General features: G+C 71.9%; 12 protein-coding genes. 2 read left to right on the plus strand and 10 right to left on the minus strand.

Features of this window, described 5'->3' with window-relative positions; translation table 11 throughout:
• Window positions 1-58 precede the first annotated feature (58 nt).
• The 6 genes from kdsB to LMH63_RS12145 are packed head-to-tail and all read right to left on the minus strand — an operon-like array spanning window position 59 to window position 6,971.
• A complete protein-coding gene (gene kdsB, locus LMH63_RS12120; protein WP_109678469.1) occupies window positions 59-814 on the minus strand; it encodes a 3-deoxy-manno-octulosonate cytidylyltransferase in 756 nt (251 codons plus the stop codon).
• Window positions 811-1,812 carry a tetraacyldisaccharide 4'-kinase gene (gene lpxK, locus LMH63_RS12125; protein WP_109678467.1) on the minus strand — a complete coding sequence of 334 codons (1,002 nt, stop codon included), beginning with the start codon at window positions 1,810-1,812 and terminating at the stop codon, window positions 811-813. The genes kdsB and lpxK overlap by 4 nt, the downstream gene beginning before the upstream one ends.
• Complete coding sequence (gene msbA / locus LMH63_RS12130) at window positions 1,809-3,599, minus strand: lipid A export permease/ATP-binding protein MsbA (protein ID WP_109678465.1); 1,791 nt, start codon at window positions 3,597-3,599, stop codon at window positions 1,809-1,811. Before msbA ends, lpxK begins: the two co-directional genes overlap by 4 nt.
• Window positions 3,596-4,018, minus strand: a complete 423-nt coding sequence (locus LMH63_RS12135) for an ExbD/TolR family protein (RefSeq protein ID WP_109678463.1) — start codon at window positions 4,016-4,018, stop codon at window positions 3,596-3,598. Before LMH63_RS12135 ends, msbA begins: the two co-directional genes overlap by 4 nt.
• Entirely contained in the window at window positions 4,015-4,641 is a 627-nt protein-coding gene (locus LMH63_RS12140) for a MotA/TolQ/ExbB proton channel family protein (protein WP_199225648.1), read from the minus strand. Before LMH63_RS12140 ends, LMH63_RS12135 begins: the two co-directional genes overlap by 4 nt.
• Window positions 4,629-6,971 carry a DNA internalization-related competence protein ComEC/Rec2 gene (locus LMH63_RS12145; protein ID WP_109678461.1) on the minus strand — a complete coding sequence of 781 codons (2,343 nt, stop codon included), beginning with the start codon at window positions 6,969-6,971 and terminating at the stop codon, window positions 4,629-4,631. Before LMH63_RS12145 ends, LMH63_RS12140 begins: the two co-directional genes overlap by 13 nt.
• 89 nt (window positions 6,972-7,060) lie before the next feature.
• On the opposite strand from LMH63_RS12145, the gene LMH63_RS12150 reads away from it, so the two are divergent.
• Window positions 7,061-7,672 (plus strand): DUF2062 domain-containing protein, encoded by a 612-nt coding sequence (locus LMH63_RS12150; protein WP_109678459.1) that lies wholly within the window; start codon window positions 7,061-7,063, stop codon window positions 7,670-7,672.
• A gap of 143 nt (window positions 7,673-7,815) precedes the next feature.
• On the opposite strand, the gene lolD is transcribed toward LMH63_RS12150, so the two are convergent.
• The 3 genes from lolD to sfsA are packed head-to-tail and all read right to left on the minus strand — an operon-like array spanning window position 7,816 to window position 10,485.
• Window positions 7,816-8,523, minus strand: a complete 708-nt coding sequence (gene lolD, locus LMH63_RS12155; RefSeq protein ID WP_109678457.1) for a lipoprotein-releasing ABC transporter ATP-binding protein LolD — start codon at window positions 8,521-8,523, stop codon at window positions 7,816-7,818.
• On the minus strand, window positions 8,516-9,763 hold the full coding sequence (locus LMH63_RS12160; protein ID WP_109678455.1) for a lipoprotein-releasing ABC transporter permease subunit: 1,248 nt from the start codon (window positions 9,761-9,763) through the stop codon (window positions 8,516-8,518). The genes lolD and LMH63_RS12160 overlap by 8 nt, the downstream gene beginning before the upstream one ends.
• 11 nt (window positions 9,764-9,774) lie before the next feature.
• On the minus strand, window positions 9,775-10,485 hold the full coding sequence (gene sfsA / locus LMH63_RS12165) for a DNA/RNA nuclease SfsA (protein WP_109678453.1): 711 nt from the start codon (window positions 10,483-10,485) through the stop codon (window positions 9,775-9,777).
• Window positions 10,486-10,551: 66 nt separating this feature from the next.
• Here sfsA and LMH63_RS12170 point away from each other — a divergent pair, with 66 nt between their 5' ends.
• Window positions 10,552-10,821 carry a phosphodiesterase gene (locus tag LMH63_RS12170; protein ID WP_109678451.1) on the plus strand — a complete coding sequence of 90 codons (270 nt, stop codon included), beginning with the start codon at window positions 10,552-10,554 and terminating at the stop codon, window positions 10,819-10,821.
• A gap of 12 nt (window positions 10,822-10,833) precedes the next feature.
• Here the strand turns inward: LMH63_RS12170 and LMH63_RS12175 are convergent, their stop codons facing one another.
• Entirely contained in the window at window positions 10,834-11,820 is a 987-nt protein-coding gene (locus LMH63_RS12175; protein ID WP_229332581.1) for an arginase family protein, read from the minus strand.
• Window positions 11,821-11,837 lie beyond the last annotated feature (17 nt).

Consider the following 11,837-nt stretch of genomic DNA (forward strand, 5'->3'; position numbering starts at 1 on the left):
ACAGCACAGCGGGATCCCGCGGAGCCAGCCTATCGCAGCGATGCTCCCCGCCGGCGATCTACGGCTCGCGGGCCTGCAGCAGACGGGCGACGCGTTCCAGATCCTCGGGCGTGTCCACGCCCGGGCCGGGGGACGTGCGCGCGTCGGCAACCTGGATGCGCTCACCGTTGGCCAGCGCACGCAGCTGTTCCAGCTGCTCCAGACGCTCCAGGGCCGTGGCGGGGAGGCCCGGGTAGCGGTGCAGGAAGGCGACGCGGTAGGCGTAGATGCCAAGGTGTCGGCGGGCAAGCGCCAGGCGCTCTGCCGGCGCGCCGTCCCGGTCCCAGGGGATCGGTGCGCGGCTGAAGTAGAGCGCCCGTCCATCGGTCCCGGTGACCACCTTCACCACGTTCGGGTTGTCGAGCTCGGCGGAATCCCCGAGGGGCGTGGCCAGGGTGGCCATGGCCGCGTCCGGTGCCATCGCCAGTACCTCCGCCACCTGGGCAAGCAGCGTCGGCGGCATCAGCGGCTCGTCCCCCTGCAGGTTGACGACAATGCTCTCCCCCGCCAGCGCCTCCCGCGCCGCCACCTCCGCCAGGCGATCGGTGCCGCTCGCGTGATCCGCCGACGTCAGGCGCGCCTCACCGCCGAATGCGCTGACAACGTCCGCGATGCGCGCGTCGTCCGTCGCCACCAGCACGCGCTCGGCGCCGCTCTCCCGCGCGCGCTCCCAGACGTGGCGGATCATCGGCGCGCCCGCGATCTGCCGCAGGGGCTTGCCCGGCAGGCGGCTCGCGCCGTAGCGCGCCGGGATGATCACGGTGAATGCGGTCATGTCTCGTGACCCTCCTGCCCGCTCGGCGCCATCAGGCGTCGCAGCAGCCGGTCCAGCTCGGCCGTGGTCGCGCCGTCCGGCACCGCCGTAACGGGCAGCGCCCACAGGCCGGCGCGCGCCAGCGCCTGGCACTTCACCGCGTCCTTTTCAGTCATGATCACGGGCAGGCCATCGCCGAAATCGACGTCGTCCGGTCGCGGCACGTGATGATCCGGCAACGGGTGGCCGATGACCTCGTAACCGAGATGCTCCAGGGCGGCGAAGAAGCGCTCAGGGTGGCCTATGCCTGCGATCCCGTGAACCCGTGCGCCCGGTGCGGGCGGCGTGCCGCCCCCCTGCCCCACAGGCTCCAGGGTACCGGGTTGCAGCGTGAACGCGTGGGGCGAATGGGCCGTGGCCCCGCCGTTGCCGACCACCAGATCCACCGTGTCGAGTCGCGCGGCCGGCTCGCGCAGAGGGCCCGCCGGCAGGCAGCGCCCGTTGCCGAGCCCGCGCGCGGCATCGAGCACGATGATCTCGGCATCCCTTCCCAGCGCATAGTGCTGCAGGCCATCGTCGCTGATGACGAGGTCACAGGGCGACAGCGCCAGCAGCTGGCGCACCGCCGCCGGGCGATCCGGCCCCGCGGCGACCGGTGCACCGGTGCGCCGGGCGATGAGCACCGCCTCGTCGCCCACCTCGGCCGGATCGCTGGCCGGGGTAACCCCGCGCGGCCAGTCGCGGGCCCGGCCGCCGTAACCCCGCAGCACCACCCCGGGCTGGTGCCCCAGCGCCCGGGCGCGCTCGACGAGCCAGATCACCAGTGGCGTCTTGCCGCTGCCGCCGACGAAGAGATTGCCCACCACCAGCACCGGCACCGGCGCCCGCCACACGCCAATCCCCTGGCGGTGTCGGCGCAGCCGCCGGCGGGCCACGGCGGCCGTCAGGGCCCCAAGCGGCGCCAGCAGCCGGGCACCGAGACCGTCCTGGAGCCAGAACCGCGGCAGCCGGGCGCTCACGCCCCGGCGTCCGCCCGCGCGGCGCTGAACTGGAGATTGTGGAGCGCCGCATAGGCCCCGTTGCGCGCGATCAGCGTGGCGTGGTCCCCCGTCTCCACCACCCGGCCGGCGTCCAGGACCACGATCCGGTCCGCGTTCTCCACGGTGGACAGGCGGTGGGCGATCACCAGTGTCGTCCGCCCCTGCATCAGCCGTTCCAGGGCACTCTGGATATGCTGCTCGGATTCGCTGTCCAGCGCCGATGTGGCCTCGTCCAGGATCAGCACCGGGGCATCCTTGAGCAGCGCCCGGGCGATGGCGAGCCGCTGGCGCTGGCCGCCGGAGAGCAGGACACCGTTCTCGCCCACCGGGGTATCGAACCCCTGGGGCAAGTCGCGGATGAATTCGAGCGCGTTGGCGGCCTCCGCGGCAGCCTCGATGCGCTCCCGCGGCGGCGCCGGCTCCTGTCCGTAGGCGATGTTCGCGGCAATGCTGTCGTTGAACAGCACCACCTGCTGGCCGACCATCGCGATCTGGCGGCGCAGGGCCTCCAGCCGGTACTCGGTGAGCGGTACGCCGTCGAGCCGGAGGCAGCCGGCGGTGACGTCATAGAAGCGCGGCAGCAGATTGACCAGCGTCGTCTTGCCGCTGCCCGAGCGCCCGACGATGGCGACGGTCTCCCCCGCCGCGACACCGAGATCGATGCCGTGCAGCACCGGCGCCCGGGGATCGCGGTAGGCGAACTGCACGCCCTCGAAGTCGATGCGTCCCGTCACGCGCCCCGGATCGTGGGTGCCGGTATCCACCTCCGGCGGCTCGTCGATCAGCTCGAAGATGCTCTCGCCGGCGGCCACACCGCGCTGGATCTGGGCGTGCACGCTGGTCAGCCGCTTCAGGGGCTGCAGCAGCAGCAGCATGGCGGCAATGAAGGAGACGAAGGTACCCACGGTCACCGTCTCCACCATGCCCTGCACGGTGGCCAGCCAGACCACGGCGGAGAGGGCCGCGGCGGCACAGAACTGCACCACGGGCGTGCTCAGCGCCTTGGTCGCGGCGAACTTCAGGAACTGGCGCGTGTTGCGTTCGTTGGCCGCGGCGAAACGCCGGCGCTCATGGGTCTGGGCGCCGAAGATCCGCACCTCGTCGCTGCCCTCGATGGCCTCCTCGGCGACGTACGCCACCGTCCCCACCGAGCGCTGGATACGGTGGCTGAGGCGCCGGAAGCGGCGGCTGACGTAGGCCACCACCGCCGTCACCACCGGGCCGAGCAGCAGGAACACCAGCGCCAGACGCCAGCTCAGCCAGGCCATGTAGCCGAGCAGGAAGAACACCGTGGCGGTGTCGCGCACCAGCACGATCAGGGCATTGGTCCCGGCCTGCGCCACCTGCTCGACGTTGTAGGTGAGCTTGGAGAGCAGCATGCTCGAGGAGCTGTCGTCGAAATAGCGACGCGGCAGCGTCAGCAGCCGCTCGAATACCTGCTCGCGCAGCCGCCCGATCACCTTGCGGCCGATCCAGGCCATGCCGTAGCTGGAGGCGAAGGAGGTCACCCCGCGTACGAGGAAGACCCCCAGGATGGCGAGCGGGATCAGGCGCAGGATGGTGGGGTCGCGCTCGACGAAGCCGGAATCGAGCATGGGCTTGATGAGCCAGGCGAAAACGGCTTCCGTCGCGCCGGTGATGATCATGCCGCCGATGGCGGCGGTGGCGACCAGGGGATACTGGGCGACGTAGCCCAGCAGGCGGCGGTAGACCTGGGCGGCGGACCCCTCGGCGAGCTCGGTGAGCGGGATCGCCGGCTTTCTCATTCCTCCACCGGGATGGTGGCGATGCCGACCCGTCGCAGGCCGACCTGGCCGGCGGCGTCCAGCGCCCGCACCACCAGACGGTGAGCGGACTCGGCGTCCGCCCGGACCACGACCCGCACCGAGGCCGCTTCGCGCGCGCCGATGGCGTCCTCCAGCGCGCGCCGAAGCGTCTCCGGGCGGCTGTTCACCAGTGCCTCGCCGTTGATGAAGAAGCTTCCCTGGCGGTTGATGGTGAGCTCGACCGGAGCATTCTCCTCAGCCGTGACCTCGGTGCTCGCCTCGGGCAGGCTCACCTGCAGATCGGACTCGCGCAGGAACGTGGTGCTGACCATGAAGAAGATCAGCATCAGGAACACCACGTCGATCAGGGGCGTGAGGTTGATCTCGGGGTCTTCGCGCCGCCGTGGCCGCAGGTTCACGCCGCACTCCCCAGGCGGTCGCGCTGGCCGTGGATCACCTCCACCAGCTTCAGCGATTCCTGTTCCATGTCCACCACCAGGGCATCCACCTTGCCGCGCAGGTAGCGATAGGCGATCAGGCTCGGTATCGCCACGACCAGCCCGGCGGCGGTGGTGATCAGCGCCTCGGAGATGCCCCCGGCAAGCGCCGCGGCATCACCCAGCCCCTGGGCGCTGATGGCGGCGAAGACCTTGATCATGCCGATGACCGTGCCCAGCAGACCGAGCAGCGGCGTGATCGCGGCGATGGTGCCGAGGGTGTTGAGGTAGCGTTCCAGGCCGTGGGCCTCGTGGCGGCCCGCGTCCTCGATGCTCTCCATCATGATCTCGCGATCATGGTGCATGTTGACCAGGCCGGCGGCGATCACGCGCCCGAGGGGCGAACCGGCGCGGATCTCCCGCAGCTGGTTCGCGTCCAGGGCGTCGTTCTTGACCTTGTGCCAGACCTGCGCGACCAGATGTCGCGGGATGATGCGGCCGCGCTGCAGCGCCCACATGCGCTCGGCGAACAGCGCCACGGCCAGCACGGAGCACACGACGATAGGCAGCATTACCCAGCCGCCCGCAATGATCAGTTCCCACACGGCAGTTCGCCCGTTCCCTGAGGAGGCCCCAACAGATCGGCCGGAGCATAATGGATTTGCTCGCCACCCCGAAAGCGAAGGCGTCGCAGGTCTTCATGCAGCCAGCCGGCCCGGCGGCGCCGTTCGTCGCCGAGCCAGCGCACGCCTTCCGGCCCCAGCCGGAAGCGCGCAGCCCCCGTGCGGCCAAGGTCATGCACCCGCGCCCCGGCGCACCGCAGCCGTCGCAGCGTCTCGGGGGACGGCAGGCCGTAGGCGTTGCGGAAGCCGGCGGAGACCACGGCATGCCGTGGCCGCGTCACCGCCAGCAGCGCCGGCCCGCCGCTGCCGGCGCTGCCATGATGCGGCACCTCCAGCACGTCCACCGGCGCCGCGAGCGTTTCGGCCAGCCAGGACTCCGCCGCGCCTTCCACGTCCCCGGTGAACAGCACACGGCCGCCGTCCGTCGCCACGGCGAGAATGCAGGAGGCCGCATTGCCGGCCCACGCGTGGCCGGCGGGCGGCCCGAGCACGTCAAAGGCCACGCCATCCCGCTCCCAGCGCTGGCCCCGGTGGCAGCGGCTGACGGCGACGTCGCCGGGCAGCGCCTCGCCGGCGATGACACGGCCGATGTCGAACCGCGCCCGCAGCGCCGGCAGGCCGCCACGATGGTCGGCGTCGGCGTGCGTGACCATCAGCGTGTCGATCCGTTGGACGCCGAGGCCTTCCAGGTAGGGGATCAGCGTGAAGGTCGCCGCGTTGGCGCCGCCGCTCCAGGCCGGCCCGGTATCCACCACCGTGGTGGTGCCGCGGGTGCGGATCACCGCGGCGCTGCCCTGCCCCACCTCGAGATAGGCGATCTCCGCGGTGCCTGGCGCGAGCGGCGGTGGCCCCGCCAGCAGCAGCGGCAAGGCCAGCGCCGGCACCAGCCTCCGGCCAGGGAACCCCGCCGGCAGCGCCAGCAGCAGCGCGGCCAGAGTGGCGGCCGCCGCAGCCCAGCGCGGCCCCATGGGCAGTGCAAGGGTGCCTCCGGTGACCGCCGCCAGCCAGCTCCCCGCCGCCACGAGCGCTTCCAGCCCGCCGGCGAGCGTCTCCAGCACCAGGCCCGCCAGCGGGGGCCACGCCAGCAGCAGGGTGCCCCCCAGGGCCAGCGGTACCACCACCAGGGAAAACAGCGGCAGCACCAGGAGATTCACCGGCAGCGCAAGGGGCGCGAGCTCGCCGAAGGCCAGCGCCAGGACCGGCGCGAGGCCTACCGTCAGCATCAGCTGAATGCGCAGCAGACCGCGCCAGGCCGGATCCCGCCGCCCCCGCAGGACCAGCAGGATCCAGGCCACCGCCGCGAACGATAGCCAGAAGCCGGGGGCCAGCGCCGCCGCCGGGTCGGGCAGCAGCACCACCGCGCCGGCGAGCCCGAGCGCCCGCCCGGGCGCCAGCGGCAGGCGCAGTAGACGCCCGCCGAGGAGCACGCCGAGCATGGTCAGCGCCCGGATCGTCGGCAGTGCGAAGCCGGCGAGCCCGGCATAAACGGTGGCGAACAGCAGGGCAAGGACACTCTCCGGCAGCCGCCTTGGCCCGGGCAGCCGCAGCCAGCCCCAGAGCAGCCCGCCGATCAGGTGCCCTGCCCCCGCGACGAGGCCGACGTGCAGCCCGGAGATGGCCATGAGGTGGCTGGTGCCGGTGGCGCGCAGTACCTCCCAGAGCGCGTCGTCGAAGCCCCGCCGGTCGCCGGTGACCAACCCGCGCAGGAGTGCGCTGCCGTCGCCCGCGCCCGCGGCGGCGGCGATTCGGGCGGATAGCGCCGAGCGCCAGGCGGGGAGACCCCTGGCGGGCGCCAGGCGTTCGGCCGCCTCGAGCCCCGCCAGGTAGGCCGTGGCGTCGATATGGTTCGCAGCGAGCCAGCGCTCGTAGTCGAAGCGCACCGGATTCATGAAGCCCCGGGGACGCCGCAGCCGCAGGCGGAGTCGCCAGCGCTCGCCGGCCGCGATGGCCGGCAGCTCGCCATAGACGGTGACCCGGATCGACCGTGGCAGGCGGTCAGCGGTGCCGGCGATGGCGTCGGGTGCGAGCCGGAAGCGCAGGCGTCCGTCGCTCTGCTCCGGCAGCGACACCACCCGCCCGCTGACGGGTACCGGCTCGCCGAGGGATGGATCGGGGCGAAGGGAGAGGGCATGACCCTGCCAGAGCAGCGCCCAGAGCAGGCCCAGGGCCAGTAGCGCCGCCACGCGCGGCGGCCCCCGCAGCGGCAGCAGTGCCACCATGGGCAGCAGGGGCAGCAGCCAGGGGCCGAGCGCCTGCGGCATCCATACGCCGGCGACGACGCCGAGGAGCGACCAGGGCAGAGTGCCCGCCATGCCGCTGGCCAGTGTCAGGCGCGGTCAGCGATACTGCCGGGCCAAGGGCCGGTGACACGGCCCACGTACGGGGGAGACGGACAGCCGCAATGCCGAGGCGACTGCTCAGGCGCTATCTGCCCGAGGCGGGCGCGGTGCGACACCGCGTCGGTCTCGGATTCATGGCGGGGTTGCTGGAGGATCCCTTCCTGCTGCATCTCAATCGGCGCTCCGTCGCCGGGGGGGTTGCGGTGGGCCTGTTCGTGGCCTTTCTGCCGGTGCCCGGGCAGATGGCCATCGCCGCAGCGCTGGCGGTGCTGCTGCGGGTCAACCTGGTGCTGTCCGTGCTCCTCGTGTGGATCAGCAATCCGCTGACCATACCACCGATGGTGTACTTCACGTACGTGGTGGGGACCTGGCTGCTCGGGAGTCCAGTGGTTCACACGGCCTTCGAGCCGAGCCTCGCCTGGGTGGTGCATGAATTCCGCCAGATCTGGCAGCCGGTGCTGCTTGGCTCGCTGGCGGTGGGCACGCTGGTCTCCCTCGCCGGCTACGGGGCGGCGAATCTGCTTTGGCGCATCTGGGTGGTGCGCGAGCTGCGCCGCCGCCGGCCAAGCCGCGAACAGGCGGCCCGGCTCCGTGCACATGCGACCGGCCACGACGGGGAAGGAGAACGACGCCAAGGCGCAAAGGACGCGAAGGACGCGAAGGTTAGCGATTAGGTGATTGTTCTACCAATTTATCCTTGGCGCCCTTTGCGCCTTGGCGGTAGTTCCCCTGGAGGGTGCTTGCGGTTGATCCGGTGCAGGCAATGGGCGACGTGGCCGCGGAACCACAGGGCTAACCGACGCCTTTGTCATGCGCCTCATCGGCGGGTGTCGCCCTCCCACGCCTCGGCATCGACGAAGCGGCCGTCGTCCATCAGCAGCCGCCGGTCCATGCGCGCCGCGAGCTCCATGTCATGGGTCACCAGCACGACGCTGGTGCCGTGGGCGCGGTTGAGGTCGCGGAAGACCTCGAACACCTGCTCCGCGGTGTGCCGGTCGAGGTTGCCCGTGGGCTCGTCGGCCAGCAGGCAGGCCGGCTTCGTCACCAGCGCCCGGGCGATGGCGACGCGCTGACGCTCGCCGCCGGAGAGCTCGCCTGGCTTGTGCCGCAGCCGGGCCGCCAGACCGACGCGCTCGAGCATGGCCGTGGCCTCGGCCCGAGCCTGGCGCGGCGGTGAGTGCCGGATCAGCAGCGGCATCGCCACGTTCTCCAGCGCCGAGAACTCCGGCAGCAGGTGGTGGAACTGGTACACGAAGCCGAGAGCCCGATTGCGCAGTCGCCCGCGGCGCGCCGCGGGCAGCCGGCTCATGCACTGGCCGTCCACCCAGACCTCCCCGCGGGTGGGGTTCTCGAGGCCACCAAGGATATGCAGCAGCGTGCTCTTGCCGGCGCCGGAGCGCCCCACCACGGCCACCTGCTCGCCGCGGCCGATGCTGACGTCGACGCCGCGCAGCACCTCCACCCCGAGACCACCCTCGCGGAAGCCCTTGACCAGGCCCTGCCCCTCCAGCACCGCCTCACTCATGGCGCAAGGCCTCCGCCGGGGCGGTGCGGGCGGCTCGCCAGGCCGGGTAGAGCGTGGCGAGCAGGCTCAGCACCAGGGCCGAGACCGTGATCCGCACCACGTCGCTGCTGCGCAGGTCGGAGGGCAGCTCGCTGATCAGGTAGATGTCGCCGGGGATGAACTGCACGCCGAAGAGCTGTTCGATCGCGGGCACGATGGTCTCCACGTTGAGGGCGAGCGAGACGCCACCCGCCACCCCGAGCAGCGTGCCGAGGACGCCGAGCACGGTGCCCTGGACGATGAAGATCCCCATCACCGTTCCCGGCCCGGCGCCCAGGGTGCGCAGGATGGCGATATCCGCCTGCTTGTCCTGCACCGCCATCACCAGGGTCGAAACGATGTTGAACGCCGCCACGCCCACGATGAGCATCAGGATGATGAACATCACCGTCTTCTCCATGGCCACGGCGCGGAAGAAGTTGCGGTGCTGCATGGTCCAGTCGCTGACGCGATAGAGCCCCGGCAGATCCCGGGCGATCTCCCGCACCCGCTCCGGCGCGGCCATCATGTCGTCGAATTCGAGGCGGATCCCGGAGACGCCCTCCCCCGTGCGCAGCAGCCGCTGGGCGTCCGCGAGGTGTATCAGCGCCAGGGAGCTGTCGTACTGGCTCATGTCCACCTCGAACTCGGCGACCACGGTGAACCGCCGGACCCGTGGCAGGATCCCCGCCGCCGAGGCCCGTACCTCCGGGGTGACCACGTTCACCGCATCGCCCACGCCCACGCCGAGGCCGCGGGCAAGCCGGGTGCCGAGCACGATGCCGAACTCCCCCGCCCGCAGATCCCCGAGGTCGCCCCGCACGATGTGCCGCGTGACCCGGGACACCTGCCCCTCGCGCTCCGGATCGATCCCCCGCAGCAGCGCGCCGGTGACCTGGCTGCCGCGGCTGATCATGATCTCGCCGTCCACGAACGGTGCCGCGCCGGCCACCCGTGGATCCTCCGCCAGCCGCTCGGTCAGCCCGCGCCAGTCCTCCAGGGACTCGTCGTAGGCGTTGATGGTCGCGTGGGAGACCATGCCGAGAATGCGCTGGCGCAGCTCCTGCTCGAAGCCGTTCATCACCGACAGCACGGTGATCAGCGCGGTTACGCCGATGGCGATGCCGAGCATGGAGCTCAGGGAGATGAACGACACGAAGTGGTTGCGCCGCCGCGCCCGGGTGTAGCGCAGGCCGATATAGAGCTGCAGGGGTCGAAACATCGTGGGCCTACTCAGGGGCAGACGACCGGCAGCCGCCGGTCCGCCCGTATGCCGTGTTCTTCGACGCGGGCGCCGAGCGCGAGGACCTCGACGCCGGCCGCGATGGCCTCGCGCAGCGCGCGGCCGTAGGCGGGGTCGATGGCGTCCGCAGGCCGTACTTCAGTGGCGTCCTCGCGCTGGGCGCAGAATACCAGCGCCGCCCGTCCGCCCGCCCGCACGAGGCCTGTGAGCACCTCGAGGTGGCGCACGCCGCGGGAGCTCGGGGCATCCGGGAACAGGGCGATCCCCGCCTCCACGGCGGCGGTGACGTTCTTGACCTCCACGTAGCGCACGCCGTCGGCGTCCTCCAGACGGAAATCGGCGCGCATGGGCGCACCGGGGACCGGGACCTCCGCTCGGACTGCCGGGGCCGCGCCAAGTTCCGGCAGCAGCCGGCCGGCATCGATGGCCTCGCGCACAAGGGCGTTGGTACGACCGGTATGAATGCCGACGCGCACGCCCTCGCGGGTTTCCACCTGCTCCCACGTGTGCCGATACTTGCGCCCGGGGCGGTCGCTCGCGGAGAGCCATACGCGCAGACCCGGCTCCGCGCAGCCCAGCATGGAGCCCGTGTTGGGGCAGTGGCAGGTCAGCGCCGCGCCGTCGTCCAGCGTCACGTCGGCCAGAAACCGCTTGTAGCGGCGCTGCAGCCGCCCGGCGACGAGGGGTGCCGCATACCTCACGGGCGGTCCTCCCGGCGTCGGGCGCGGATGCTACTATCCCGCCAAACCTGCAGGGAGAAGCTACGGATGCGAAGCCTTGTCCTCATTGCCCTGGTCGGTGTCGTCGTCGCGCTGCCGGCCCAGGCCGACCGGCTGCTGATCGAGCGCCTCGAGGCCAGCGCCGAGACGGCCGAGACGCCCCGGCGCGGCAGCTCCATGGAACGGGTGCGGGAGCGCTTCGGCGAGCCGGAGGATACCCGCGAGGCGGTGGGTGACCCGCCCATCACCCGCTGGGAGTACGACGCGTTCACCGTCTTCTTCGAGCACGACCACGTCATCCACGCCGTCCGCCGCTGACGCCCGCCGGGCTCAATCCGCGCGCCCGTCGCGCAGGCCGGCGAAAAAGTCCGCTGCGCGCTCGGGCAGCGCCTCCAGGTCGTAACCCCCCTCCAGCAGCACCACCACCGGGAACGGCCGCCGCCCGATACGCCGGCCAAGGGTGTGAAAGCCCTCCGGGCCGATGTGCACCGGATCGTCCTGGATGCCGTCGCCAGTGGCGATGTCGAAACCCAGGGAAACCACCAGCGCGGTGGGCTCCAGGCTGTCGATACGGGCGAGCACCGGGTCCAGCAGCTCCAGGTACTCGGCGTCGTCAGTATCCCGGGGCAGCACCACGAGCGCTCCGGGGCCCGCTTCGCGGCCGGCCCGGGCATCGAGATGCGGATAGTTGCGCCAGGGATCGGCGTGCAGCGAGAAGTAAGGCGCCTGCTCGCTCGCGAACTCCAGGCCGCCGTCGCCCAGGTGGTAGTCGACGTCCAGCACCGGGCAGATGCCGGCGGCGGCGAGCCGGTGCGCGGCGAGATAGGCGTTGTTGAACAGGCAGTAGCCGCCCCAGCGCCGGCGCCCGGCGTGATGGCCCGGCGGGCGGCACAGGGCGATGGCGTCCTCGCCGGATTCGGCGACGGCCTCCGCGGCGGCCACGGCGGCTGCCGCCGAGCACAGAGCCGCCTCGACGGTGCCCGCCACCAGCGGCGAGCCGATCTCCGCGCAGTACATGCCACCGCGGTGGCGCAACGGCGCGCCCCCCAGATCCGGGTGGAAGACCGTCGGGATGTACTCGTCTCCGGGTTGCAGCGTCTCCGCGATGGCGAGCAGGAACTCGACGTAGTCGGCGTCGTGCAGCGCGCGCACGGCCTCCAGCGCCTGCCCGGCCACCTCGATGGGCTGCGCCGGCCAGATACGCTGCAGGCCGTGCAGCACCGCTTCCACGCGCTGCGGCACCTCCGGGTACGGCACCGGCGGGTAACCGTCGGAGAAATCATGGGACGGCGCATGGCCGGCGTGCAGCGCGGGCACGAATACCGGCGGGGTCC

Origin of the sequence: Spiribacter halobius (assembly GCF_020883455.1) — a bacterium.
In the GTDB taxonomy this organism is placed as follows: Bacteria; Pseudomonadota; Gammaproteobacteria; order Nitrococcales; family Nitrococcaceae; genus Sediminicurvatus; species Sediminicurvatus halobius.

Coding starts and splice junctions, on each gene's coding strand:
- kdsB (WP_109678469.1), bottom strand. CDS start 814: ATGACCGCATTCACCGTGATCATCCCGGCGCGCTACGGCGCGAGCCGC.
- msbA (WP_109678465.1), bottom strand. CDS start 3,599: ATGAGAAAGCCGGCGATCCCGCTCACCGAGCTCGCCGAGGGGTCCGCC.
- LMH63_RS12145 (WP_109678461.1), bottom strand. CDS start 6,971: ATGGCGGGCACTCTGCCCTGGTCGCTCCTCGGCGTCGTCGCCGGCGTA.
- LMH63_RS12150 (WP_109678459.1), top strand. CDS start 7,061: ATGCCGAGGCGACTGCTCAGGCGCTATCTGCCCGAGGCGGGCGCGGTG.
- lolD (WP_109678457.1), bottom strand. CDS start 8,523: ATGAGTGAGGCGGTGCTGGAGGGGCAGGGCCTGGTCAAGGGCTTCCGC.
- LMH63_RS12160 (WP_109678455.1), bottom strand. CDS start 9,763: ATGTTTCGACCCCTGCAGCTCTATATCGGCCTGCGCTACACCCGGGCG.
- LMH63_RS12170 (WP_109678451.1), top strand. CDS start 10,552: ATGCGAAGCCTTGTCCTCATTGCCCTGGTCGGTGTCGTCGTCGCGCTG.